Source organism: [Clostridium] scindens ATCC 35704, from assembly GCF_004295125.1.
GTDB lineage: Bacteria > Bacillota > Clostridia > Lachnospirales > Lachnospiraceae > Clostridium_AP > Clostridium_AP scindens.
Map to the genome: position 1 here is coordinate 1,228,395 of NZ_CP036170.1, position 26,726 is coordinate 1,255,120.

22 protein-coding genes are annotated in these 26,726 nt (G+C 45.0%); 15 read left to right on the forward strand and 7 right to left on the reverse strand.

Going from position 1 to position 26,726, the window contains the following annotated elements; genetic code table 11:
- Window positions 1-53 precede the first annotated feature (53 nt).
- From tnpC to tnpA, 3 genes are all read right to left on the reverse strand, one after another.
- Window positions 54-1,676 carry an IS66 family transposase gene (tnpC, locus tag HDCHBGLK_RS06360; RefSeq protein WP_130574567.1) on the reverse strand — a complete coding sequence of 541 codons (1,623 nt, stop codon included), beginning with the start codon at window positions 1,674-1,676 and terminating at the stop codon, window positions 54-56.
- Window positions 1,677-1,965: 289 nt separating this feature from the next.
- The gene (gene tnpB, locus HDCHBGLK_RS06365; RefSeq protein ID WP_004605487.1) at window positions 1,966-2,325 is read right to left on the reverse strand and encodes an IS66 family insertion sequence element accessory protein TnpB; all 360 of its coding nucleotides are present in this window, start codon (window positions 2,323-2,325) and stop codon (window positions 1,966-1,968) included.
- Window positions 2,315-2,632, reverse strand: coding sequence for an IS66 family insertion sequence element accessory protein TnpA (gene tnpA, locus HDCHBGLK_RS06370; RefSeq protein ID WP_233440741.1), 318 nt, complete (start codon window positions 2,630-2,632; stop codon window positions 2,315-2,317). The genes tnpB and tnpA overlap by 11 nt, the downstream gene beginning before the upstream one ends.
- Before the next feature lie 713 nt (window positions 2,633-3,345).
- Between tnpA and HDCHBGLK_RS06375 the strand changes: the two genes are divergently transcribed.
- The gene (locus tag HDCHBGLK_RS06375; RefSeq protein WP_009248914.1) at window positions 3,346-3,726 is read left to right on the forward strand and encodes a GNAT family N-acetyltransferase; all 381 of its coding nucleotides are present in this window, start codon (window positions 3,346-3,348) and stop codon (window positions 3,724-3,726) included.
- Window positions 3,727-4,134: 408 nt separating this feature from the next.
- Here the strand turns inward: HDCHBGLK_RS06375 and HDCHBGLK_RS06380 are convergent, their stop codons facing one another.
- Window positions 4,135-4,485 (reverse strand): sporulation initiation factor Spo0A C-terminal domain-containing protein, encoded by a 351-nt coding sequence (locus HDCHBGLK_RS06380; RefSeq protein WP_004607125.1) that lies wholly within the window; start codon window positions 4,483-4,485, stop codon window positions 4,135-4,137.
- Window positions 4,486-4,671: 186 nt separating this feature from the next.
- On the opposite strand from HDCHBGLK_RS06380, the gene HDCHBGLK_RS06385 reads away from it, so the two are divergent.
- The 5 genes from HDCHBGLK_RS06385 (at window position 4,672) to HDCHBGLK_RS06405 (ending at window position 12,182) form a co-directional block, all read left to right on the forward strand.
- Entirely contained in the window at window positions 4,672-5,046 is a 375-nt protein-coding gene (locus HDCHBGLK_RS06385; RefSeq protein ID WP_004607126.1) for a GH25 family lysozyme, read from the forward strand.
- 66 nt (window positions 5,047-5,112) lie between these two features.
- Window positions 5,113-5,808: a response regulator transcription factor gene (locus HDCHBGLK_RS06390; protein ID WP_009248916.1), complete on the forward strand. Its 696-nt coding sequence runs from the start codon at window positions 5,113-5,115 to the stop codon at window positions 5,806-5,808.
- A 12-nt stretch (window positions 5,809-5,820) separates the two neighbouring features.
- A complete protein-coding gene (locus HDCHBGLK_RS06395) occupies window positions 5,821-8,496 on the forward strand; it encodes a sensor histidine kinase (RefSeq protein WP_004607128.1) in 2,676 nt (891 codons plus the stop codon).
- A gap of 92 nt (window positions 8,497-8,588) precedes the next feature.
- Entirely contained in the window at window positions 8,589-9,740 is a 1,152-nt protein-coding gene (locus HDCHBGLK_RS06400) for a class I SAM-dependent methyltransferase (protein ID WP_039909733.1), read from the forward strand.
- On the forward strand, window positions 9,741-12,182 hold the full coding sequence (locus HDCHBGLK_RS06405; protein WP_004607130.1) for a hypothetical protein: 2,442 nt from the start codon (window positions 9,741-9,743) through the stop codon (window positions 12,180-12,182).
- A gap of 82 nt (window positions 12,183-12,264) precedes the next feature.
- On the opposite strand, the gene HDCHBGLK_RS06410 is transcribed toward HDCHBGLK_RS06405, so the two are convergent.
- The 3 genes from HDCHBGLK_RS06410 to HDCHBGLK_RS06420 form a co-directional block, all read right to left on the reverse strand.
- Window positions 12,265-12,759, reverse strand: coding sequence for a QueT transporter family protein (locus HDCHBGLK_RS06410; protein ID WP_004607131.1), 495 nt, complete (start codon window positions 12,757-12,759; stop codon window positions 12,265-12,267).
- Window positions 12,760-13,032: 273 nt separating this feature from the next.
- A complete protein-coding gene (locus HDCHBGLK_RS19575) occupies window positions 13,033-14,562 on the reverse strand; it encodes a response regulator transcription factor (RefSeq protein WP_004607132.1) in 1,530 nt (509 codons plus the stop codon).
- Window positions 14,540-16,324 carry a sensor histidine kinase gene (locus HDCHBGLK_RS06420; RefSeq protein ID WP_004607133.1) on the reverse strand — a complete coding sequence of 595 codons (1,785 nt, stop codon included), beginning with the start codon at window positions 16,322-16,324 and terminating at the stop codon, window positions 14,540-14,542. Before HDCHBGLK_RS06420 ends, HDCHBGLK_RS19575 begins: the two co-directional genes overlap by 23 nt.
- Window positions 16,325-16,535: 211 nt before the next feature.
- Here HDCHBGLK_RS06420 and HDCHBGLK_RS06425 point away from each other — a divergent pair, with 211 nt between their 5' ends.
- From HDCHBGLK_RS06425 to HDCHBGLK_RS06465, 9 genes are all read left to right on the forward strand, one after another.
- Window positions 16,536-17,588 (forward strand): substrate-binding domain-containing protein, encoded by a 1,053-nt coding sequence (locus HDCHBGLK_RS06425; RefSeq protein WP_004607134.1) that lies wholly within the window; start codon window positions 16,536-16,538, stop codon window positions 17,586-17,588.
- Window positions 17,589-17,663: 75 nt separating this feature from the next.
- The gene (locus HDCHBGLK_RS06430; protein ID WP_004607135.1) at window positions 17,664-19,130 is read left to right on the forward strand and encodes a sugar ABC transporter ATP-binding protein; all 1,467 of its coding nucleotides are present in this window, start codon (window positions 17,664-17,666) and stop codon (window positions 19,128-19,130) included.
- Window positions 19,127-20,116: an ABC transporter permease gene (locus HDCHBGLK_RS06435; protein WP_004607136.1), complete on the forward strand. Its 990-nt coding sequence runs from the start codon at window positions 19,127-19,129 to the stop codon at window positions 20,114-20,116. Before HDCHBGLK_RS06430 ends, HDCHBGLK_RS06435 begins: the two co-directional genes overlap by 4 nt.
- Before the next feature lie 11 nt (window positions 20,117-20,127).
- Window positions 20,128-21,147, forward strand: coding sequence for an ABC transporter permease (locus HDCHBGLK_RS06440; protein WP_004607137.1), 1,020 nt, complete (start codon window positions 20,128-20,130; stop codon window positions 21,145-21,147).
- Window positions 21,148-21,162: 15 nt separating this feature from the next.
- Window positions 21,163-21,732, forward strand: a complete 570-nt coding sequence (gene hxlB / locus HDCHBGLK_RS06445) for a 6-phospho-3-hexuloisomerase (protein ID WP_004607138.1) — start codon at window positions 21,163-21,165, stop codon at window positions 21,730-21,732.
- A 487-nt stretch (window positions 21,733-22,219) separates the two neighbouring features.
- Window positions 22,220-22,909 (forward strand): VanR-ABDEGLN family response regulator transcription factor, encoded by a 690-nt coding sequence (gene vanR, locus HDCHBGLK_RS06450; protein WP_004607139.1) that lies wholly within the window; start codon window positions 22,220-22,222, stop codon window positions 22,907-22,909.
- Window positions 22,899-24,140, forward strand: coding sequence for a sensor histidine kinase (locus tag HDCHBGLK_RS06455; RefSeq protein ID WP_004607140.1), 1,242 nt, complete (start codon window positions 22,899-22,901; stop codon window positions 24,138-24,140). Before vanR ends, HDCHBGLK_RS06455 begins: the two co-directional genes overlap by 11 nt.
- Window positions 24,046-25,101, forward strand: a complete 1,056-nt coding sequence (locus HDCHBGLK_RS06460; protein WP_082210540.1) for a metallophosphoesterase family protein — start codon at window positions 24,046-24,048, stop codon at window positions 25,099-25,101. The genes HDCHBGLK_RS06455 and HDCHBGLK_RS06460 overlap by 95 nt, the downstream gene beginning before the upstream one ends.
- Before the next feature lie 2 nt (window positions 25,102-25,103).
- Window positions 25,104-26,651, forward strand: coding sequence for an ATP-binding protein (locus tag HDCHBGLK_RS06465; protein WP_004607142.1), 1,548 nt, complete (start codon window positions 25,104-25,106; stop codon window positions 26,649-26,651).
- Window positions 26,652-26,726: the final 75 nt, after the last annotated feature.

Sequence of the window (26,726 nt, forward strand, 5' to 3'; positions counted from 1 at the left end):
CGGTAGACCATGAGTATCAGTTCATTTTATGACCGCCGTTTCCGGCGGTCGGTTTACACGTTTGTTGTTTTTGTTTTGCTTATGCAGATTTCCGGCAGCTGCTCAGACCATGGAAGCAGTTCTTCCATAAAACAATAATCCGTATCCTCCTGATGGTCTTTCATCACGGTTAGGATATATTCCAGATAGCGGAAGGGATTTAGATGATTCGCCTTTGCTGTTTCCGTGATACTGTAGATGATCGCACTGGATTGTGCACCGTCAATACTGTCGATCAGCTTCCATGCATGTTTGTGCAGGCAGAAGCTGCGCAGAGCCCCTTCCGTTGCGTTATTATCAAGCGGGACTTCACCATCATCCAGGAATACTTTTAATGCCTCTTCCTGATTGATGCAGTAGTTGATCCCTTCCAGAGTTTTACCCTTGGTAAGGCGACCGGAGAACTGGATTTCTTTTGCCCACACAAAGAAAGCCTCCACCAGAGGTTTGAGATTGATCTGCCGCTGTTTTTTACGGTCATCCGGCTTCAGATCAGCAAGCTGGTTGTCCAGATGGTAGATGGCGCCAATCCGCTTGATTGCCTCGTAAGCGATCGTATCTTTGGCTGCCTGATGATCTTTTTTTGGCAATGCCTTCAGGGCATCGGCAAAATACCTTCTCGCATGGGTCCAGCACCCTGCGAAAACGATGGTTTCGCTTTCCCGGTCCAGCTTCCGGTAGGCGGAGTATCCGTCACAGACAACAGTGCCTGTAAATCCTTTCAGGAATTCCCGCGGATGGTCTGCTTTCCGGGTCTTCTGGTATTCATACAGGATAATGGGGGGATCACTATATCCCTTTCCCGTCCGGTAGACCCACATGTAACTCTTACTGTTTGCCGGGCGCCCATCCTTCGATACCTTAACCGGAGTCTCGTCGGCCTGCAGCACATGGAAATGGTACATCCTGTTATGAAGGTAATCATAAAGCGGTCCCAGATACCGGTCCGCACACTGGATCATCCAGTTCGCCATTACCTGCCGGGAGATATGGATGTCGTTTCTCTGGAACTCCTGGCTGATCCGGTATAAAGGCAGTCCATTGACATACTTGGCATTCATGATGCTTGCACCCAGAGACGGTGTCAGAATGCTGTTGCGGAGCAATTCCCTTGGTCGGTCCGCTTTGACAATCGTCTGATTATCTTTTCCTGCATACACGGCCACATGATGTTCTTCCACCGTGTAGACTGCCGGCTGAACCCGGACTCTTTTATAAACTTCATCCGGGAGCTGCTTCCATCCAACGGAGCCAAAAATTTCCTGCAGCTTTGCTTCTGGAATGGTATGAGGGATCACTTCCACAGGAAGATCCTTAAGATCTGCCTCGCGCTTTCCTTTTTTCTTCCGGCGCGTGACCTGGATCACATCTTCTTCCCTAGGTTCGACAACATAAAGCGTCTCAGTCAAAGCTTCCGCTTCGTTAAAGATGAGCTCCAGTTCCAATTGTCCGGCGATAACGTCCAGCTTTTCGGAAGAACGCCCATAACGATGATTGTTTGCAGATGCGATCTGCTCAATCAGGCGTTCCATGTTTGTATTCAGTTGGGTAAGCTGGTTCTGCATGGACAGGATCACTGCCACGAGTGTTTCCCTGCTGAAACTGTTCAGTTCTTCCGGTGAGTAGATCTTCTGCATGTTCGGTGCTCCTTTGTTTTACTGGAACTATTGTACCGCAAACCAAAAGAAAAAGCGAACGGGATAATAAAGAAGGTTCGTCATTCTCACCAAAGGATAAACACTCTGAAAAGCCGAAAAAACTATTAGTTTTTTCAGTTTTTCAGAGTACTTATCCACACAGCAGCTTATAGCTGTGAAGTACTCTTGAGTGAATGAATGATATGAGATCTGGCTGTGGATAACTTCCGTCGCGTCTGTGGCAGGAGATACAAAAAGATTTTTTATTTTCCCCGTTTTGCACAACATTTCACAGAAGATCGCTGGGCTGCACTTCCTGGATTGGGTGTCTGGATACGATCTCCAGTCCCTGCATCAGTGCACGGTATTGCTCCTGGGTGATCTCCAGTGCTTCTTCTTTTGTGCGGGGCCAGCTGAAGCCGCCAAGTTCCAGTCTTTTGTAAAGGAGAAGGAATCCGTCTCCTTCCCATACGAGCCCCTTGATGCGGCCACTGCGTCTTCCGCAAAACAGGAAGAGGATATCCTTTTCATATGGATCCAGCTGGAAGTTAAATTTCACAATAGATGCCAGCCCGTCGATTCCGCGCCGCAAATCCGTATAGCCGGCAGCAACGTAAACCTTCCGGAAGCCGGATGCGTTATTCAGCATGAAGAATTCCTCCTACCCGGGAGAACAGTTCTGATGAGGCTGAATTGGAAATCTCCAGAACAAGATTCCCTTTCCGGATCACCAGATCTGGACGGAAAACAGGTGATGCGTCCGGTGACACGGCAGGAAGTTTGATTTCAGCGAAAGATACGGACTGCTGAACAGCAGACAATTGTTTTGTCTCTGCAGCTGCAGGCAATGATGGATTCTGAGATGCTTCATAAGCTTCCCGGCGCAGGATGCGCTGCCAGTAAAAAAACTGCTTCTCAGAAATCCCGTTTGCCCGACACCAGGCGGTTTTTGACATCCCGCTATTCATACATTCATTCAGGATCTTGGTCCAGTCCAGTGCTCTGCACGGACCTGATGTGTGATTTTATCCATGGTACTAACTCCTTTAAAAAACTTGTAGTTTTCTGGAGTTATTATCTCATGGAGCGAGGAAACTAGCACGGTACTCATGGTCTACCGTATACGAAGAAATAGAGTTTATGCTGGACTTAGATAATTTAAAAAAAGTTGATAATGAGATGAAAAGGGAAGTTTTTAGGGCAGTTCTTTACGGAGCGGATGGAGTCGATATGACCATGATAAAAAAGAGGACTTGTTCGGACCAGACTTAACAACAACGAAAACCCGCTAGCCTTACGGCTAGCGGGTTTTCGTTGTTGTTATAGTTATCTAAAGGAATGAGAGTAAAGTGCGCACCGGGCCTTCCCCGGTGTTTTACTTTATGAGGGGGGAGATAGTTGAGTGTTGATCAACTATCTGATATTTATTATAAAGGCTAATTGTGTCCAAAGTGTTTTCATTCTCTAAAAGAAAAAGAAAAGTTCTTAAAAACATATTAAGAAGGAGTTAAGCAATGCTTAGGAAGGCGTCTAAGAACAGACAAGAGGCCATCAGTCAAGCATGCCCGAATACAAATGAAGTGACTTTGAAAATGCGGAGTGTTACAATGGAAGAGATAATGAGGGGCTGTGATTTATAATTGATGAATTGAGAGAAAGGACAAGAGATATGAAATATAAAGTGAATGACCAGGAACTTAATGCTTCAATGTTTATTACGTTTGTGAATAGGGTATGGCCAGGGGATTATGATGTGGATAAGACGCAGGCTGCGTTATCGAGAACATTGAATATCACTGCTTACGATGAAAAGGAACTTGTGGGCTGTCTGCGGATTCTTTCAGACGGCTATTATTTTGGAACCATTACAGAGCTGCTTGTTCTTCCAAAATATCAGAAGCAGGGAATTGGGAGCAGGCTTCTAACGCTTGCCAAAGATAACACCCCGACCATGCTGTATTTCGGCGCACATCCAGGAGCAGAAGGATTTTATGAAAAAAACGGATGTCAGAAGAGTCTGCAATCCTATTTGATAGATAAGGAAGACTAATTTTTGAAAGGCATTTTAGATTATGAAAGAACATAGGTATGAGGTTATTGCTGGCATCCGTTATTGCTGCCCGCACTACATCATTAATTAGAAAAAGTCAAGTGTAATATTTCTTTGGAAAACTATTTCACCGAGATTTGACCGAAAGATATTCCGGACAATCCCCAAGACAGCAAAAATCCGTCAACCACGCGGGGTGACGGATTCCTGTTGTTATAGTTATCTAAAGGAATGAGAGTAAAGTGCGCACCGGGTGTTCCCGGTGTTTTACTTTATGAGGGGGGAGATAGTGAGTGTTAATCAACTATCTGGGTATTAGTATAAAAGAAAAATATGTCCAAAGTATGTTGAATCTCTAAAAGAAAAAGAAAAATTCTTAAGAAGGACTTAAGAACTTGGGAAGAAAACCTAAACCAGCATTTCTGCGGCTTCTTTCTGCCTTAAATGAGCAGTAAGAATATCTAAAAATTCACTGGATGTAGGCTGCGAGTCAAGAGGATGCAAGGCAATTTCCTGAAGCAGACGGCGGTTTCCTCTTTCCCAACAGACTCTGATAACGGTTCTTATATCTCGTTCCACGCTGCTGCTTGTAGTATGATAGTTTTTTGCAATCTGAGGATATAATAACTTGCTCACGGACAGAAGGTAGTCTTCGTCTCTCAAACATAGTTTCACCCCATAGTTCAGATATCGGTATCCACGGTAGGTTGCGCCGATGCCAAGAGCACGTATAAGATATTCGATTTCTAGTTCACTCATGTGATTTTCCTCATCGAATGCCTTACATTGAAAAACAAATATGCTATGTGCTTCTATTATATAGGATATTTCTCCGATATGTTGCGACTTAGACGCAATAAGTAAGAGTTCGACTCATTTCGACATATCCAGGGTAACAAAAACAGAAAAATCAACATATAGAATATAAAAAAGAAGGTGGACATTATGAGCATTCATGGAATAGATGTAAGCGGATTTCAGGGCAGCATAGACTGGGAGGCCGTAAGAGCGAGCCAAATACAGTTTGCCATGATCCGGGCCGGCTATGGAGAGGGGACCGTGGATCAGGAGTTCAGGAGAAATGCCAGCCAGTGCAACCAGGTTGGGCTGCCGTTCGGAGTGTACTGGTTTTCCTATGCGTATACCCCGGAAATGGCCAGGCAGGAGGCTAACGACCGTGGCAGAACGACAGCGCCTGAACGGCATTCGCAATCCCAACCTGATCTATGCGGGAACTACGATCAGAGTATGAGAGGAAGAAGAGAAAATTGGCCCGGAATCCAGATTCTGGAAGCCGGGCCTTTTTTCATTATATCTTAAGAAAATTCCCAGATTGCTCTTAAAAAATCCCTGCTATTCTTGTATAGTATAAGGGAGGTGATGAAAATGTCTAAAATATTAGTATGTGATGATGATAAGGAAATCGTAGAGGCCATCGATATATATCTGTCCCAGGAAGGGTATGAAGTATTAAAGGCATATGATGGGGAAGAAGCACTGAAGGTATTGGGCAAGGAGAAGATAGACCTTCTGGTAATCGACGTCATGATGCCAAAACTGGACGGGATCAGAGCCACCCTTAAGATCCGGGAAGCCAACAATATGCCAATCATTATTCTCTCTGCAAAATCCGAAGACGCAGATAAGATCCTTGGCCTTAACGTAGGTGCGGATGATTATGTGACGAAGCCTTTCAATCCATTGGAACTGGTTGCAAGAGTCAAGTCGCAGCTTCGGCGTTATACGCAGCTTGGCAGTACTGCGAATCATAAAAATGAAGCGGTCTATGAAGTTGGAGGCCTGTCGATCAACGATGACTTAAAGGAAGTAACGGTGGATGGCGGGCCAGTGAAACTTACGCCGATCGAATATAATATTCTGCTACTGCTGGTAAAGAATCAAGGGAAAGTCTTCTCTATAGACCAGATCTATGAAAGTATATGGAATGAGGACGCCATTGGCGTAGATAATACGGTGGCGGTACATATCAGGCATATACGTGAAAAAATAGAGATCAATCCAAAAGAGCCCCGTTACCTGAAGGTAGTATGGGGAGTCGGATATAAGGTGGAGAAGCTTTAGAAGGGAGTTTATATGAAGCAACAATGGTACAAATCAAATGTTGCAAAAGGGATATTGATCGTGACCCAGCATATACTGCTGGTCGTAATGATAACCAGTTTTCTGTGGATGATGTCCTACCCGGCCCTTAGAGGGGAATTGTTTGTAGGAAAGCCTGCCAAGAAATACGAGGACACCGTAAGTTTTGGCAATCAGTTGAACAATATCAGCCATGACGTGGTAAACGGAGTCGAACTGCGCAAGAAGTTTGAGACGGATGGCATCTATGATCCACTGAGGGTTGTCGATATTGAGAATTATTATTTGAATTCTAAGATCAGCGATGAAGACGCAAGCGGCCTGGCCTATTCTTTGCAGGACTTATATAACTGGGGAGAGGAACTGTATGACAAAGGCGAGATAAGTTATGACTCGGGTCTTGAGATGGCATATACTTCTGAGGAGACGCCGGGCGATGATAATATCATAGTGTGCAAGCGGTCAAACGATACGTATCACTATTACTATTATAGTGAATTTAAAGATCTGATCGACAGCGACATGCTACGGTTCGTTATAAGCAATGAAAGCGAAGGAATGTCCGGAGAGGACATTTTGGATGAACTTCATAATGGAAGCCGCAATGAGGGAGAAAACCGGGGGCAGCAGTTTAAAGGGCTGCAGGACGCGGAAGGAAGAATTGAATATATTGACTGCTGGAGTTACGATGGCACCTGGATGGAAGAGAAGTACCCGCCGCTTGGCGAGAAAAGTATTATTGATATTGTGAATAACAACCCAAAGTGGAACGGCAGGCTGAACGAAGCCTTTGACATGCTGCACAGTACTATAAATGCGGTGTTCGGCGAAGTGTCTGCCTATAATGAATTGGAAGAATTGTATCAGGAAGGAGATACGAACCTGGCCTATATGTATGTGGATGAGGACACAGGGCAGGTATATACCAACCGCAAGGAGTATGAGGACTATTCCAAGGTGGAAGAGAACCTTAAGAAGATACGCGGAATGGGAAAATATACGATTGTAAGACCCAAACTGGCGGATTTTGAGTCAAATCTTAAAGACACGGATGCGACGCAGTGGAGGGATGCGATCAAGTATTCTGTAGGCGGAAAAAATTTTGTATATGCGGTAGGGGTTGATACCTCTTATCCGATTCAGGATGATTTTCATGCGGAGAATATCATGTATGAAAAGTACGGATCTAATGCTAGAAGCATAGCAATCCTCGGGGTTTTTGCGGCTATCCTGTTCATAATATTCATGGTATGGCTTACAAGCATAGCGGGAAGGAATATGAAGGATGAAGAACTGCATCTGAACTGGTTCGATCATATTAAGACAGAACTGGCAGCTGTGATCATAGGGCTGCTTTGGGGAATTCCTCTTATGTTGGCTTATTCCGGAATACCGGTCTCATCGTTTAAAGCTTATGACGATGGCAGAACGCTCGTCTATCAGGCTGATTATATATACAATGCCCTGCCATATATGATGGCAGGAGGAATTATAGCAGCATATACCTGCGGCATGTTCCTGATCGGATACCTTAGCCTGGTTCGCCGGATTAAGGCCAGGACTCTCTGGTCGAACAGCGTGCTGAAATGGTTCTTCGGGTTTGTGGGACAGTTATTCAGGAATCTGCATGCTATATGGAAGGTTGTCTTGCTGTTTGGTGTGTTCGCTGTGATTCATTGGATTGCCTATATCAGTATGGGAGATGGCATCTGGCTTTTCCTGGCACTGACGGTGGAGGCTGTGGCATTTGTGTTCCTGATCCGGCAGACTATTGGCAGGCAGAGGATCAAGAAGGGAATTGAAAAGATATCCGGCGGAGAGGTGGATTACAAGATTCCGATATATGGCCTGGGAAATGAGCAGAGCGATATTGCGCAGCGAGTCAACTCCATCGGAGAAGGACTGGATGCGGCGCTGGAAGAGAGTATGAAAAGCGAGCGCCTGAAGACGGACTTGATCACGAATGTATCCCATGATATTAAGACGCCGCTTACTTCTATCATTAATTATGTGGAACTCCTGAAGCAGGAGAATTTTGAAGATCCGAAGATTCAGAGATATCTGGAAGTGCTGGAGGCTAAATCCCAAAGGCTTAAGACCCTGACAGAGGATGTGGTAGAGGCATCCAAGGTAAGTTCCGGCAATATCACGCTGGAATATATGAATATTAATCTCGTAGAGATGATCCAGCAGACCAGCGGAGAGTTCGAGGAGAAGTTTAAAGCCCGCAACCTTAAGGAGGTCCTGACGCTGCCGGAGCAAGAAGCAATCATCAGAGTGGATGGACGCCGGATGTGGCGTGTGCTTGAGAATATCTACAACAACGCGGCCAAGTATGCGATGGAAGGAACCCGTATATACGCGGATCTGGAAGTCAGAGACTTATCAGCGGTATTCAATCTGAAGAATGTATCGGAACAGCAGCTGAACATTACGGCAGATGAACTAACTGAGCGGTTTATACGCGGCGATATCTCCAGAAGCACGGAAGGAAGCGGTCTGGGCCTGTCTATTGCCAAGACGCTCACACAGATGCAGGGAGGAAAATTCGACCTGTATGTGGATGGCGATCTGTTCAGAGTAACGATCACATTCCCCATCGTATTGGCAAAGGCAGATAACGAGCCTGCAGATGATGGACGGATAAATGACGGACAGACAGAAGCATAATGCTGCAAATGAGTAAATATGGACGCGGCACTTTTCAAAAGTGCTGCGCCCTACTTGCGCTTATTGAAAAAAAACATTACAATAATAATATTATGGATGAATTAAGAAAATTATTACAGGAAAATCTAAATATAGAGTTTATCTCAGCAGTTCTGAGCAATCCACGGCAAAAGGAGGAGGCATCCAAGATTAAGGTGCGTCCTTTGCTTAAGAAGGAGCAGTTGGTGTTCCAGTTGGAGATATTCCGGAACAATCAGGTATTTCATAAAAACGCCGATCCCGGTGAAACCTGCCAGTTTCTGCTTGGGTACATGGAAAATATGCGCCAGATGCAGATGGAGACGAAGAAATATGCTTATACGGTGCTGGTAAGCAAGAAGGGCAAGGTAACGGTGAAGAGGAAGGCTGCAAAAGGTACGCCGGCCAGTGTGGATCTAAGCCATAACCGAAAGAAGCAGTACATTCTGGAAGAGGACGTGCCGGTGCCATTTCTTCAGGACTTGGGAGTTATGACGCCGGAAGGAAGGATCGTCCATGCAAGATTCGACAAATTCCGCCAGATCAATCGTTTCCTTGAGTTTATCGAGGATATCCTTCCTGTCCTTGATGAGGACCGGGAGCTTACGATCCTGGATTTTGGCTGCGGGAAGTCCTACCTGACGTTTGCCATGTATTATTATCTGCATGAGAGGAAGGGTTATGATATACGGATTATCGGCCTGGACTTAAAAAAGGATGTCATCCGTCACTGCAATGAACTGGGCAGGAAATACGGCTATGACAAGCTGACATTTTTAGAAGGCGATATTGCCGACTATGAAGGCGTCAGGAAGGTGGATATGGTGGTTACCTTGCATGCCTGCGACACGGCTACGGACTTCGCCCTGGCAAAAGCCATTGGCTGGGATGCGAAGGTGATCCTGTCTGTTCCCTGCTGTCAACATGAACTGAACCGGCAGATGGACAATGAGACATTGAAGCCTATACTTGGATATGGGCTGATCAAGGATCGCATGGCAGCGCTGGTGACGGATGCGCTTCGGGCCCAGTATCTGGAGCGCGAAGGATATGATACCCAGATATTGGAATTCATCGATATGGAGCATACGCCTAAGAATATCCTGATACGTGCGGTCAAGACCGGGAAAAAGGGGGAGAACCTGGATGCGATCCGCCGGTGCGAGGAGTATCTTCATGTAGAGCCGATGCTTGGGAGGCTGCTGGATCATAAAGGGGAATTATAGATGAGATTAAAGAATCGATTGATAGATGCGGGAATCCTGATAGCTGTATTCATTGTGGCAGTCATAGCCTTTAGTTATTTTACCAACAAAGGAAATAACAATATGACTGCGGATATGGGTGCGGCCACCTATCCCCAAGTATCATTTTCATATAATGGGTTTAACTTAAATACGCTGACCGGATATGCGAAAGAGATGGACATACCCGCCATGAGGGATACGGCAACTCCGGTTACAGACCAGAAGGTGGACGTTGGGATCCAGGCGTATGAAAATAAGGTGTCCAGCGTGAACTATATCGTGTATACGCTGGATGGAAAAGAAGAACTGAAAAAAGAGAAGGTTAAGAAGCCAGGAGAGGAGTTCTCCATAGACTTAAGCGCCGAAGGGCTTATGAAGGAAGAACGGGTTCTTGAAATCGTGCTCCATATGCCGGATGAGAAGTCTGTATATTTCTACACAAGGCTCGTGGATGCCACTAACGCGAATATGCTGGAATGCCTGAACTACATTAGTGATTTTCATGAGAATGCGCTGGGCAAGGTGGAGGGCGCCGGGGTCGGCGCGGCGATCGAGCCGAATGAGCAGGGAGATAACACAACGCTGCAGCATGTGACGATCCACTCGGATTATGACCATGTTTCCTGGGGCGAGTTGGAGCCATCCGTAGAGCAGGGCGAGCGGTGGAGCATTAAGGAGATCAACAGCAACTATGTTTCCGTACAGCTGGAATACAGGGTCAGGTGCAAAGGAGAGGAAAATGATACCGATGTCTATAATGTGAAGGAGTTTTTCCGCGTCCGCCATATACCGGATGTGGCAAAGACGTATCTTCTGGATTATGACAGAACAATGGATCAGATATTTGACCCGACGAAGCACGTCCTGAATGAGAAGGGCGTACTGCTTGGAATCGTACCTCATGACATTCCTTACATGGTTAATAAGGATGGCTCTGCCGTATCCTTTGTAGTAGCAAATGAACTATGGAATTACAATAAGGGAACAGACCAGATATCCCTGGTATTTAGTTTTTCTGATGCGGAGAATACGGATGTACGCAATCTTACCGCCCAGCATGAGGTCAAGCTGCTGGAAGTAGACGATACGGGAAATACGACGTTTGCCGTCTATGGATATATGAACCGGGGCGAGCATGAAGGCGAGGTAGGAGTAGCCATCTACTACTATGATATGGAAAAGAATTCCGTGGAAGAAAAGGTATTCATTTCCAGCAATCAGTCTTCCGGAAGCGTGTCAAATGAGCTTGGGAAACTAGTTTATTACAGCGTGAATCGGGATATGCTGTATGTCATGGTAGAGGGAACCTTGTATGAATATAATGTAAAGAAGGAAGAAGAGGGAACGCTGGTAAAAGGGCTGGAGGACAGCCAGTACGTGGTGTCGGATGACGGGCATCTGGTGGCTTATCAGTCTGGCGGGGCCTTGAATGAAGCCAGAAAGATTATCGTCAAGAACCTGTCAAACGGAAAAGAGCGTACGGTGGAATGCGCCGAGGATGAGTGCATAAGGCCGCTTGGATTTGTAAAGAATGACTTTGTATATGGAGTTGCCAAGACTGCCGATACTGGAAAAACGGTTTCCGGCGAGATGGCAGTGCCAATGTATAAAGTAGAGATCCAGAACAGTAAGAGCAAGGTTGTAAAGACCTACCAGATAGACGGCACTTACGTGCTGGATGCGGTTTCTGAGGACAATATGATCACGCTTAGCCGGGCTACGAAGGAAGGCGGGACATATACCAATATAGCGCCTGACTATATTACCAACAATGAAGAGAAGGAAAAGAGCAATATATATCTGGAAACCTATACTACGGAGTTAAAGGAATCCCAGGTGAGGCTGGCATATAATGATGGAGTGACGGATAAGGAGCCGAAGGTATTGAAGCCAAAGCAGGTGCTGTTTGAGAATCCTACGGTGATAACATTTGACGATGTAGATATCGGTAATAAGTATTATGTCTATGGCTATGGAAAACTAAAGGGGATCTATGACCGGGCAGGCGAGGCTATCAGGAATGCCAATGGCTGCAACGGCGTGGTGGTGGCATCGGACCAGTCCTATGTATGGGAGCGCGGCAACCGCAATCTCCAGTATATCATCAGCGACAAAGATGAGATCCTTCAGTCCATCCGGGACCGGCTGAGCCAGAAAGAAGCGCCGGTAGATATTATGAAGGATATAAACGACGGCAGGAGCCTGGATCTCACCGGGTGCACGACAGAGGAACTTCTGTATATCATCAGCCAGGGCAGGCCGGTCATAGCAATGCTGGATACGGAAAATGCAGTGATACTGATCGGATACAATGAGGCAGATGTAATCTATATAGACGTTGCCAGCGGCGAGAGATTAAGCGTTCCATATGAGCAGATGGATCAGATGACGCAGGGAAGCGGCAGCACTTATGTAGGCTAGTCAGGCAGACTGGAAGAAAGAATGGCGCAAAAAAGCAGGAAAACAATCATAAGTTTTCCTGCTTTTTGTCGCAAAGCCTGTATTATACCGCAGTAGGCCGAAAGAAGATATTCTTATACTTGCGCAATGCGAAGTACAGAACCAGTCCAAGCACCCCGCAGGATAAGGCCTCTCCGATCCCAACAGTCAGCATCATAAAAGGGATAGGCAGCGCCACGCTGTAGCCGTAACGCAATACGAATGGAACGACAATCGTATTGGCGGCAATTGGCGGAAGCGGAGCCAGGAACGGGCTCTTGCCACGTAACTGATAGGTGAAGATTGCTCCGATCAGGGTTGCAAGACTTCCAAATAGGATATCCGGAAGAAGCGCGCCTCCCAAGATGTTGCCCACCAGACATCCTACAAACAGCCCGGGTATCGCAGCCGGGGTGAATAGAGGCAGGATAGTAAGGGCCTCGGAAATCCTGACTTGGACCTCTCCAAAAGAAAACGGCGCAAATACATAAGTAAGCACCACATAGATGGCAGCAATCATAGCTGCCTGGGTCAGAAAAGTAACGTTTTTGTTCTTCATAATATTGTCTCCTTTAGTTTTGTTTTACGTGTGGAAGGTCTCGAACACACGATTCATTTTACGGCGGGAATCGCCGGCAAGCCCTTAAGACCTTAGTTTTATTGGCTTTGGGACGGTTGATAGTATAGCATGCGGGAAAAGAAAAATCAATGGATCAACCTAAATTCTCTAAATGAGAACAAATTATGGATTTGTTAAGACGGACACAAGAATTAGAGACGCAAAAAGTCATATTATTATGGAAGAATGGTGCTGTACTGGCAGCCCTGCCACTTACTCGCCGCGTATCATTTTGATATATTTACTAGGTGTCATCCCTGTGGATTTTTTAAATATCTGGCTGAAGTACTGTGGATTATTCTCACATCCAACCATATCTGCAACACATTGGATGGAGTCAATATTTCCAGACGCCAATATTTCCTTTGCTTTCTTTATCCGTGTATCTGTCAAGTATTTTGAAAACTTACATCCTGTTTCTTTCAGGAACTTTTTACTCAGGTAATCTACATTCATAAACAGGTAATTCTCTGCTATCCATTTTAAAGACAATTCTGCGTCCTCTATATGCTTTTCTACATACTCCATGATCTTCTGGCTGATATCCCCCGTATGCTTTGACGAATGGTATTCTTCATAGGAAGCAGCCAGGTGTTCCTTAAGAAGCGCGAAGATGGTGCTGCAGTCATTTTCCTGATCCAGCTTTACCAGGAATTCCGCGGCTGTCACCATGTCATACGTATGGTTATTAGAGACCGAAAATATGATAACAGAAGCAGCCAGCTGCTTTAAAAAATCAGCATCCGATATGGACTGTAAGGTGCAAAGCAGCGACTGAAAAGCTGGGTTTGATGAATCATCCTGTTCCGAAAATGCAGAAGAAGTAAGCTTTTGCACTTCTTTGATAATGTTCTGGTAATTATATATTGAAAAAGTAGTGGTGTCTTCTGCAAAATAAATGATCTCGTATTTTCTTAAATGCTGTATTAATTCTTTTAGCAGTTCTTGGAGATTGGGGTATGATTCATGCCTGTATTCAATAGAAACCGGCTGGTTTAAGCTGAGTGTATCTAAAAAATGATAAATACTGCTCAAATCAAGCTGCATGGCTGGAAAAAAGAAAACCAATGTATTGTAGACGTAAATCACGCTGAATCTAATACCGGGAAAGTGCTTATTGCGAAACTGGCGCAGCTGTATTAGCACATCTTTATAATTGTCCGGAATTACATAATAAACATAAAACATCTCATAACGAGTATCTTCGAAATCAAGATACTGCTTATAATTACAGGCAATCTGGGAGATACCGGTGTCTGCTTCCTGTGCTTCAAGACTCAGGCTGTCATTGATAATTCCGACCATCAAGTTCTGATTGATATTGCGGCTTATGAGAGTCTGGGGAGTCTCGCCTCTGGTGGCAAGATAATTTGTATAATCTTTTATTACATCCTGCAGGCTCTCAATAATCTGTTCTTCATTGCAAGGCTTAAGCAGATAATGTTTCACTCCATACTGCATGGCCTTTTTTGCATATTCAAATTCCCCATAACCCGACAATATTATAAAATGAGTGTCTTTATTGATCCCGTGGATCTTCTGAATCAGGTCCAGCCCGGAGAGTCCCGGCATCTTGATATCAGTAAGAACAATGTCCGGGTATTCATCGAGGATCATATTATAAGCTTCAATTCCATCCCTGGCTGTACCAATCAGCTGGATTCCAAGAGAATTCCAGTCAATCAGTCCGGCCATAGTTTCACGGATAATCTTTTCGTCATCAACAATCAGTAGTTTTAACATGTTCTCCTCCTGGTATAATAATTCTGGCTACTGCATGCTCGTCGTCTTTATTAAATAGATGAAGTCCGTACTCTGAACCGTACGTGAGCTGGATGCGCTTGTGGATATTGAGCAGGCCGATCCCGAATCCATGGGGGGTTACCAGCCCCTGATCAAGCTTTCTTAACAAATCTTGTTCAAACTGGGAATCATTATTGACCACATCTATATATACGTAATCCCCGGAACGGGTACCTTCAATCTGGATATGGCACACTTCCGTGCTTTCTTCCATCGCATAGTTGATTGCATTTTCCACAAGGGGCTGTATGGTCAGGTGGGGCAGACTGATATCCATGATAGAGTCATCTATTTGCTTTGTATATTCAAGGCGGTCTTCAAAACGGATCTGCTGTATGGTCAGGTAGCTTTTAACAATTTCGAGTTCACGGCGGACCGTAAAGGTCTTATCTTTTGTATTTAAGGTTTCCCGCATAAGTGTGCCCAGCGACTCTACCATGGATGATATATCTTTTTCACCGATAGCTTTTGCGCGCCAGTTGACAGCCTCCAGTGTATTGTAAAGAAAATGAGGGTTGATCTGGTTTTCTAATGCCTTTAAACGGGCATCTTTCGAAAGAATTTCATTTACATAGTTCTCCTGGATTAGATTCTGTATCTTTAAGGCCATATGGTCAAACTGGTTGTGCAGTACCCCGACCTCATCTGTGCGCCCGCTATAATCGTATCCTGTATCCGGAGGCGTGGATTCATCTCTTCCGAAGGCCTTCATTTTTTGGATAAGCCGACTGAAATCGCTGGTTACAGAACGGATGAGCATCCTGGACAGCAAGAGGGAAATGAGAACAGAAACAAGGATTACCACCAGTGCCATGAGTTTTGTAAAGTTTAATGTAGCTGATATATGTCCGTATGGGACAAGGCAGATATAATTCCAGGACGTGTTCCCAATGGAGCCTTTCACTGCAAAATATTTACCAGCATTTACAGAAATCACACCATAGTCGGTCTTCAGCTTCTTTCCAATTGTGTTGATCTCGTCGGAATCCAGACTTTCTGAGTGGTAAAACTCTGTATCTGTGTCAAATAATATATATTGTGTTTCATCTGAATGCAGGACAGAGTTGGTAGAAGAACGTACCAGACGGTCCATGTCTACGCCTACGACAACCGTACCTAATGTCTGGAAATTCATCTGGTCAACCCTGCGGCATTCACGTCCAAGAAAGAGCCCGTAGGAATTGCAGTAATCTGTAACCCAGTATGGATATCCGGAGTTGTTATTAGCAGCTTTAACCACATTTTGGTGGACCGCATCCGGCACTTGAGAACTTCTGGCCTCATAGCTTTGGGTTGCACCCTGTGCATGATATAGATTAATGTAACTAATATTGTTATCTTTATACGTCTGATAATAATCTGCAATCAATGTGTTTAGTGAATTCTCAGCATTTTTTATACGGATATCAGGATCTTCTTCTGCCAGAGTGATCAGGTTTTTTCTTATGTTAGAGTTGGAGACGACCGCGCTTGTCATAGATTCGATGTTTGACAGCTTTTTTGATATATCCTGGGAACTATATGTGAGTGAACCCGCAAGAGCCTGGTACAGCAGTTTATTACTGGAATTTAAGACCAGCAGTATACCACTGACCGAAGCGGATATCATTAAGAACACAACAATTAAAATGATACATACGATCTTTGTGCTCAACTGGGAATTTGTGATTTTACTGATAAAAGATTTTTTACTTCTTAGCATAAATATACCTGTTTCCTTATGTGAATAATGTTAGTATTGAGGTTTTTCTTATTATAATGCATATTTCAACAGGGAAAAAGGGATTTAGAAAATAGAACGGAATTTTGAAAAAGGATGTCGGAAAAGTTTATATTAATTTTATAATACTGTCTTTATAATGTGCTTATACAAAAGAAACTCATAAATCACACAATGTTAAGGAGGAAAGAAAATGAAAAAGATTGTTTCTGTATTGTTATGTGTAATGATGATTGCAGTACTAGCGGCAGGATGCGGCAGCAGTGATGCAGGATCAGGAGGCAAGTCTGACAGTTCGAAGACAAAAGACACTGGAGATGATAAGACAGCAAATCCAGAAGAGTATCAGGTAGTTATGATTGTAAAACAGAGTGATTCCTGGTTCGATGATATGACTACTGGAGTAGAGCAGCTTAAGAAGGATACCGGTTTAAATGTATCTGTACAAGTACCGGAGACAGGGGATGCAGCAAGCCAGATCTCTATTATGGAAGATCTGATAGCACAGGGCGTGGACGCTATCTGTATTGTACCAAATGATCCGGATGCGCTTGTTCCTACGATCGAAAAAGCAAAAGAGTCTGGTATTGTTGTTGTAACGCATGAGGCGCCTGGTATTGCAGAAAATGTTGACCTGGATGTAGAAGCTTTTGTCAATGAAGAATTTGGTAAGTTATTCGGAGAGAAGCTTGCAAAGTCTATGGACGGAAAAGGCCAGTATGCTGGTTTTGTCGGCGGTCTTACGATGGAGACTCATATGGCCTGGTATAAAGCAGCAATCGAATATATTAAAGAAAACTATCCAGATATGGAATGTGTGACAGAAGAACCTTATGAGGATGGTAACAGCGTTGACGGCGCACATGATAAGACATTAGAAATCCTGAAAGCATATCCAGATATCAAAGGGCTCTTTGACTGTTCTGCACATGGCGGCGGAATCTGTGAGGCACTGCAGGAAAAGAATAAGACAGATGACGTATCAGTCGTATCACTGGCACTGCCTTCTATGTCTGCCACATACCTGGAAGATGGATCTATGAAAGCAGGACTTGCATGGAGACCGGCGGACGCAGGTTATGCAACATGCTATGCTGCATATCTGCTGGCATCTGGACAGAAGGTAGAAACAGGTACTGACCTTAAGATTACTGGTTATGAAGATATCCAGGTAAAAGACGGTGTGGCATATGGTAATGCGCCTCTGGAATTTTCAGCTGATAATATAAACGATTATAAATTCTGATAAGAAAAGGGTGCCGCAAAATAACAAGAGAATAGTTATTGGGCGGCACCTGAATTTATTCATGGAGGTGAGATCATGGGAACAGTTTTGGAGGCAAAACACATAAATAAATCTTTTATTGGCGTTCAGGCGTTAAAAGATATCAGCATCAAAATCAACAGTGGGGAAATTCACTGCCTTGCAGGGGAAAACGGGTGCGGAAAGTCAACCCTGGTCAAGAATATATCCGGCGTCTATACACCGGATTCAGGGGAAATCATACTTGGCGGGAATACATATCATAATCTGACCCCAATGCAGGCTATGAAGGAAGGTATACAGGTAATATACCAGGACTTGTCACTGTTCCAGCACCTGACTGTGGCAGAGAACATTGCAATCAGCAGACTTAAGTTTGATAGAAATAAGATGATAAGCTGGAAAAAGGTATATGCCATAGCACAGGAGCAGTTAGACAAAATAGGAGTAAAGATGGATCTTGGCCAGACTGTGGGGGAGATCTCAATGGCGAACCGTCAGCTGACGGCAATCTGCCGGGCGTTAGCGCAGGATGCGAAAATCCTGTTTATGGATGAGCCGACCACAGCCCTTACAAAGACAGAAGTAGAACGTCTGCTGAATATTATGGTGGACTTAAAGAAAAAGGGGCTTGCAATTATATTTATCAGCCATAAGCTTGATGAAGTTTTCTCTGTGGCAGATACGATAACCATATTCCGCAATGGAGAGAAAATCGGTGATTTTAAAAGCGAGGATTTAGATAAAAAGAGCCTGTCATATTATATGACGGGACGGGAAGTGGAGTATCCAAGATACCACCGCACGAGTAAGGAAGATACTCCGATACTTGAGATTGAGAACCTGACCAGAAAAAACCAGTACGAAAATATATCACTGTCCATACGCCCAGGCGACATTGTGGGAGTGACCGGGCTGCTTGGATCAGGAAGGACGGAGCTTGCATTGTCTTTATTCGGATTAAATCCTACGACCAGCGGCCGGATTAAGGTGGATGGCAAAGAGGTAAAACTTAGTTCACCAATGAAAGCAAAGAAATGCGGGATTGCATTGCTGCCTGAGGACCGCTTTAATCAAGGGCTGTTTATGAAACGAGAGATTAAAGAAAATATATCCTCTTCCATATTAGATGATATTTCTAATAAAGGAGTACTGAATAAGCAGTCTGAGGAACGCACAGCAGAGACATACGTGGAGCAGTTAAAGGTAAGGACGCCTTCTATTGATACGGTAATAGGGACGCTGTCAGGGGGAAACCAGCAGAAAGTGGTCATTGGCAAATGGACGGCCACATGTCCAAGGGTTTTTATTATGGACACGCCGACAGTAGGTATTGATATTGGGTCAAAGGCTGAGATCTATGAACAGATACATAAATTTGCTGAGGAAGGAATGGCTATTATTTTTATCTCAGACGAAGTACAGGAGATTCTGGCAAACTGTAACCGGGTTATGGTGATGGCTGAGGGGAAATGTGTAAAAATGCTGGAAGAAGACGACTTAAAAGAGGAGGCACTTGTATGAGGACGAAAAAAATAGACCGGTTTCAGGGAATACTGCTGTTGATTATTCTTCTCTATAGTATATTTGTCGCAGTGAAGAATCCGGCCTTTATACATATAGAGACAATATTTGATATTATCCGTGTGGCGTCCACTACTCTGATGGTTGCGATGGGACTGCTTGTTGTCATGATCTCTGGCGGAATTGACGTATCGTTCATGTCTATCGCGCTGTTTGGAAGTTACACGACGATTCATATTATGATATCAATGGGAATTGACAATCTGATATTTGCATTTGGCATTTCTGCTTTGATTGGAGGATTACTTGGTATTATTAACGCGCTGTTAATCAACTGGCTGAAACTGCCGCCGTTCATTATAACCTTGGGAACGCAGAATCTTTTCCATGGAATTATGACTACTTTTATTGGCGACAAATCATTTGGCGCAGGCGTACTGCCAAAGAGTATTCATTCCTTCGGCCAGGCAGCTGTGATAAAGATCGGGGGCGTGGGCTTAACATCATCTATCATTCCTGTATTACTTGCTGGCGCCCTAACCTGGTTCATTCTTTACCGTACCATGACCGGGAGAGGAATCTTCGCAGTCGGAAATGATGAGGAAGCAGCCAGAAGGGCTGGCTTTAATCCATTCAAGATCCGCTTGATTGTATATGTGTACTCTGGAATCCTGGCTGGGATTATGGGGATGATGTACGTAGCGCAGACAAATGCACTCTATCCAAATAAACTGGTGGGGGATGAGCTGATGGTTGTGGCAGCTGTTGTAATAGGCGGTACGAAGATAACAGGCGGACAGGGAAAGATTTTAGGTGCGTTTCTTGGTGTCATTATTATCTATCTACTGAACACCACGTTGATTATGATCGGCCTGTCATCCTCCTGGAACAATCTTTTTGTAGGGACAATTCTTGTAATCTCCGTGGCAGTGACTTCCTACCAGGAGAGGGTTAAGAACCGCAACAATCTAATTTTTACGGAATAGGGGGATGAAAGATGATTAAGATAAAAAAATGGGCTGGCAGAGATATGAATCTCACTATATTGATGGGAGTTACGCTTGTTATACTAATCTGGAGCGGGATGGCGTTTGGGCAATCCATGTATTCTATGCGGAATATACAGTCCATGACATTCCAGATACCGGAGTTTGGCTTTCTGGCGCTGGCAATGATGCTGTCAAATATGATCGGCGGAATTGACCTTTCCATTATTGCTAATGCAAATACTGTGGCTATTATGACAGCGTATGTGCTGAATGGCCAATGGTCCTTTGGGACAGAGGGAGCGGCAAGAGTTGTGCTGGCACTTATTTTCGCCGTTTTGTGCAGCTTGTTGTTTGGATTGTTTAATGGACTTTTAATATCAAAAACATCTGCACCGTCATTGATTGCAACGTTGGGAACGATGACACTGTTCCAGGGAATTGGAATGGCAGTGACAGGGGGAGCCAGCGTTGGAGGAATTGAAGAAAAATTCGCGCAGATTGGGAAGAGCACTATTCTGAATCTTCCGGTTATCTTCTGGCTGTTTATCCTTGCGTCTGTAATACTTGGCCTTGTAATGTCATACAGCGGTTTTGGCAGAAAGTTGTATTTGTACGGAGATAATCCGGTTGCAGCCAGATTCTCGGCAATCCATAATGAAGGAATCTGCATCGGCACATTTCTGTTGACAGGTCTGCTTGCAGGGCTTGCGGGACTGATTATTCTAAGCCGTGTAAATTCTGCCAAGGTGGGGTATGGAGATTCTTATCTGCTTCAGACGCTGATTGTCTGCGTAATAGGCGGGATCGACCCGAACGGAGGAAGAGGTAAAGTGTGGGGCGTATTGATTGCAGTTATAATGATGCAGATTCTGTCCAGTGCATTTACGATAATGTCCTTGTCTCCATATACGAAAAAATTGATATGGGGAATTATGCTTGTTCTCGTTCTTGGATTAAACTTTATTATTAAAAAGTATTCTGGCATGAGAATGCTGAAAGCCAGCTTGAATGGGAATAAAGAGAAATAAGCAGGAGGTCAAAGAATGAATTGCAGAAAATATGAAGAATTATATTGTACCGTACTTAACGAACACAGAGAAGTCTTTGAAAAGCAGGACCTGGATGAGGTTACTTTATTTATGGAACAAATCAGGAAGGCAGAGCGGATCTTTGTTATGGGCGTAGGCAGAGAAGGGATCGCAGGCCGGTCATTTGCCATGCGGCTGATGCACCTTGGAAAAGAAGTACACTGGATCTGGGACGACACGACACCTGGCATGCATGAGGGGGATTTATTTATTGCTATAAACGGGTCGGGTAAAATCGGCCACATTCATTATGTGGTCAAACAGGCAAAAGAGACCGGGGCAGCAATTACTGTGGTGACAGGAGGGCCAAAAGAAAAGACAGCCCGCCTGGCGGACTGTGTGTTATTTGTTCCGGCAAGTGTATTTAACGGGACAGACTCTAGAGCGGTACCGTCCGTACAGCCGATGGGAAATCTGTTTGAACAACACCTGTTTTTGCTGTTTGATATTATTATTATGCTGCTGGAAGAAGAGATGAAGGTGACGCACGAACAGATGGAGGCCAGGCACAGAAATATAGAATAAAGAAAATAAAATCTATGTTGATTTAATATGCTTATCCTGTACCAGCAGGGTCAAGGAGTGTTTCTAAATATCTAGTTCTCCAAAATTAATGGTTAAATCTTCATAAATATCGACGTTAACGGTATCGGAAAAGTGTATTCCTCTGTATCTTCTGATACAAAGTTCCATACCAAGAATGGTTTGATTGAGAGAAACCCGGTTATGTTTTACCTAATACTAAGGCTGAGGAAATGGAGAAAATTGCATCAGTATTTTAAGAACGGGAGATTACAGCCCGTTCTTTTTGTGTCCGAAAAATGTCCGAGATTGCAATAGTATAGCATAGCGGGCGAAGTAAAATCAAGGAATGTACACAAAATATATACGCTACGCCAGGGAACATGTAGGGAGATGTCTTGTGCCTTTCAAAACGGAGAGTGATATGATATAATAACTGCAAAGTGTCAAAAAACGCTAGTAATATTATATAGGGGACAGGAGGGCAGGTATGAATATATTAGTAGTAGACGACGAGAAGGAAATTGCAGATGTGATTGAACTCTATCTCCAGAATGACCAGTATAGCGTATATAAGTTCTATACCGGCCAGGAGGCGCTAGACTGTATTGGCGGCATGAAGATCGATCTGGCGATCCTTGATATCATGCTTCCGGATATTGACGGGTTCCAGATTCTGAAGCAGATCCGGGAAAAATACACGTTCCCGGTAATCATGCTGACAGCCAAGACAGAATATATGGACAAGATCACGGGGCTTACGCTGGGAGCGGACGACTACATCCCCAAGCCTTTCAATCCGCTGGAACTGGTAGCCAGGGTAAAGGCTCAGCTGCGCAGGTATACCCAGTACAATGAAGGGGCCAAAGAAGAAGGTGAGATTATAGATTTCGGGGGCCTGGTACTGAACAGGACCTCTCATGAATGCATCTATAATGAAATGCCGCTTACGCTTACGCCGATCGAATTCGATATTCTCTGGCTTCTCTGCGAGAACCGGGGGAAGGTGATCAGTTCGGAGGAACTTTTTGAAAAAGTATGGCATGAAAAATATTACAAGAACAGTAACAATACGGTGATGGTGCACATCCGGCACCTTCGGGAGAAGATGAATGCGCCCACCGGCAAATCTGATTTTATCAAGACAGTATGGGGAGTAGGTTATAAGGTTGAAGAATAACTATCGCAAACTTAAGTTCAGCATCCTGCTGCAGACGGTTTTTGTAACCGCTGTCACGGTGCTGGTGGGCGGTTTCCTGCTGAATTATGTAATTGATGGCATCTATAATGACAGTTTTGCCAGGATATTCGTAGATTTCCTGACTTCTCTTGATGTGGAGGAGAAGACGGCCATAGATTTATACTGGAAGCTGATCGGAGACAACAAGGCATTTTTCATGGTTGTTGGCTTCCTGCTTCTTTTTGCCCTGTTTTTCTATGTAGCCCTGTCTAAGATGACGAAATACCTGGATCAGATAGGAGACGGGATAGAAAATATCGTGTCGGATTCCACGGAGCCGATTCATCTGATCACGGAGTTAAAGCCGATCGAGATCAGGCTGAATGAGATTAAGGCGACCCTGAAGCGCCAGGAACTGGAGGCGGAAGAGGGGGAGAAAAAGAAGAACGACCTGGTGATCTTCCTGGCCCACGACCTTAAGACTCCGCTGACCTCTATTGTGGCATACTTAAGCATGCTGGACAGCCATCCGGACATGTCGCAGGAAGAGCGGGAGAAATACACTCGCATTGCATTTGAGAAATCGCTGCGTTTGGGAGAACTGATCAATGAGTTCTTCGACATTACCCGCTATAATCTCCAGAATATTGAACTGGAGTCCGTGGAGATCAACCTGTCATTGATGCTGGAGCAGCTGGCGGATGAACTCTATGGCGTGCTGCAGGAAAAGCAGCTTGCCTGTCAGGTAGAGGTGGAAGAGAATCTGGTGGTCTACGGGGATCCGGATAAGCTGGCCCGGGTCTTTGACAATATTCTGAGGAACGCGATCGCATACTGCTATGATAATACCAGGATTCAGATCGAGGCACAGATGAAGGGGCAGGATGTGGAGATTATCTTTACAAACCAGGGAGATAAGATTCCCGGGGCAATGCTTCAGACCATATTTGAGAAGTTCTACCGCGTAGATGGCTCCCGCTCCAGCGGGACCGGAGGAGCAGGGCTTGGACTGGCCATTGCCAAGCAGATTGTGGAATTGCATGGAGGGCTGATCCGTGCAAAAAGCGATGACAGCAAGACGCAGTTTATTGTGACATTGCCGACAAGGATAGAAAAGGAAGAAGGGACAGCAGAGGATGAAGTTCATACACATCGCAGACGTACATTTAGGAGCAAGCCCGGACGCAGGAAGCACGTACAGCGAGAAGAGGGCGAAGGAGATCTGGAATAGCCTGAAGAGAGTGGTAGAGGCCTGTAATAAAGAGCGGGCGGACCTTCTTCTCATAGCTGGCGATCTGTTTCACCGTCAGCCCTTGCTTCGGGAACTGAAGGAAGTCAATTCTCTTTTAGCGACCCTTAAGCATACCCAGGTAGTGCTGGTGGCTGGAAACCATGACTATCTGAAGAAAGACTCTTATTACCGCACTTTCCGATGGGCGAGGAATGTGCAGATGATTCTGTCAGAGGATATCTCCTGCGTGGAATTCCCTCAACTATCCCTGGCTGTATACGGATGCAGCTACCATTCCCGCGAGATTAAGGAGGCAAAGTATGATAATGCATTTGCCAGGAAGAAGCAGAGGTATGAGATTCTGATTGCCCATGGAGGGGACGAGAAGCATATACCGATACAAAGAAATAAAATAAAGGCCCTTGGCTATGATTATGTTGCCTTGGGACATATCCATAAGCCGCAGATGTTTCAGGAAGAAGGCGCCGCCTATGCAGGCGCCCTGGAACCTATTGATAAGAATGATGTCGGCCCTCATGGCTATGTCCGGGGCGAGATGGATGATAAAGGCTGCAGGGTATGGTTTGTGCCGGATGCTGAAAGAGAATATGTTCACATGGATGTAGAGATAGACAAGGCCATGACGGGCCACTCGGTGCGGGAACGAATAAAGGCGCAGATCGAAGAGAGGGGAGTACAGAATCTATATAAGATTACGCTGAAGGGGCTCCGTGATCCGGATATTCTATTTGATCTGGGGGACATGGATCCATATGGCAATGTGGTAGAAGTGTCGGATGAGACAAAGCCTGCATATGAGTTTGGGAGGCTTCTGGAACAGAACAAGGATAACCTTCTGGGGAAATTTATTGAATCACTGCTAAACTATGAGAAGGACAGCATGGAATATCAGGCTCTGTGCGAAGGTGTCCAGGCGCTGATGGAAACGAGAAGAGGCTAGATATGAGAATTCGGGAGTTAATAATCAGGAACTTCGGCAAATTTTCGGATAAGGATATTTTGCTGGAAGATGGGATCAATATATTATATGGGGAGAATGAGTCAGGGAAATCCACGCTGCATGCTTTTATCAGAGGAATGCTGTTTGGCATGGAAAGAGGCCGGGGAAGGGCTTCCCTTAATGATACATACAGCACCTATGAACCATGGGAGAACCCCAATTATTATTCAGGAGTTCTGAGATTCGAAAGCGGAGGAAAGATGTTCCGGATTGACCGGAATTTTGATAAATATTCGAAGAAGGCAGAACTCTACTGCGAGGATGACGGAGAACAACTCTCTATAAAAGACGGGGATCTTCAGATGCTGCTGGGAGAGCTTAGCTCTGCCAGTTATGACAACACGATATCCGTGGGCCAGATGAAGGTGGAGACAGGCCAGTCTCTTGCGGCGGAATTTAAAAATTACGCCACCAATTATTACGCTACAGGCAATACAGAGATTGACCTGGAAGGAACCCTTCAGAATCTGAAAGAGAAGAAGAAGGCGCTGGATAAGGAAGCAAAAGAAGCCTTGGTCAGGAAGCAGCAGAAAAGAGAACTCATTGAGCAGGAGGCATCCTATGTCTGGCGGGATATCCACCGGCTGGAAGAAGAGCAGGATAGTATAAGGGAAGAACTGCTGCACAGGGAAGAGAAGGAGAAGCAGGAGGAGTCTTCCGGCAAAGGAGTCATAGACGAGCTGCGCCCATCCAAGTGGCGGATTCATCCGGTAGAGATCGGGCTTTTTATCATTTTCATTATCCTGGCGGTGATCCTGATCGCCAGGCCGTGGAACTACCTGGTTGCGATCGTCATCTTCCTTGCATGTGGATTATACGTGTGGAATCGCATGAAAGAGGGGAAAAAGAAGGAAAAGACTCCGCCGGAGATCATACTGGAGGCGATTACGCCGGAAGAAGAGAAGATTCCCATTGAAAGGCTTGTATGGGAAAAGAAACGCGTGGAAGAAGAACTGCAGGAGAAGCAGATACAATATGGAAACTTGAAAGACCAGCTGATGGACCTTGATGAAGTCAGCGAGGATTCCCAGTGGATTGACCGCAGGCGTGCTGCCATCCAGATGGCAACAGACCGGTTAAACGAACTTTCCGGAGGGCTTCAGATGCAGTTAAAAGAGGAATTAAACAGGAAGATCTCTGAGATTATATGCCGGATTACAGGCGGGAAGTATACAAGGCTCCTGGTGGAGGAAGACCTGCACATGAGCCTGTTATCGGAAGGGAAGAGGATTCCCATGGAACAGGCAAGCCGCGGAACAATAGAACAGATTTATTTTTCCCTGCGGATGACTGCCAGCAAAGTTCTGCAGGAAGAGGAGAATCCGGTTATACTGGATGATACCTTTGTCTATTACGATGACGAGCGGCTGAAGCATACGCTTGCGTGGCTTGCGGAGAATAAAAAGCAGGTCCTTATTTTCACCTGCCAGAAGCGGGAGATCCAACTGTTGGAAGAACTGGGATTGGATTATCACAAGGTCTGCCTGTAAAAGTCCTATGAAGATAAACGCACATAAAGGAACCGCCAAAGTAGATTGGATAGATTGCCATCTCTACTTTGGCGG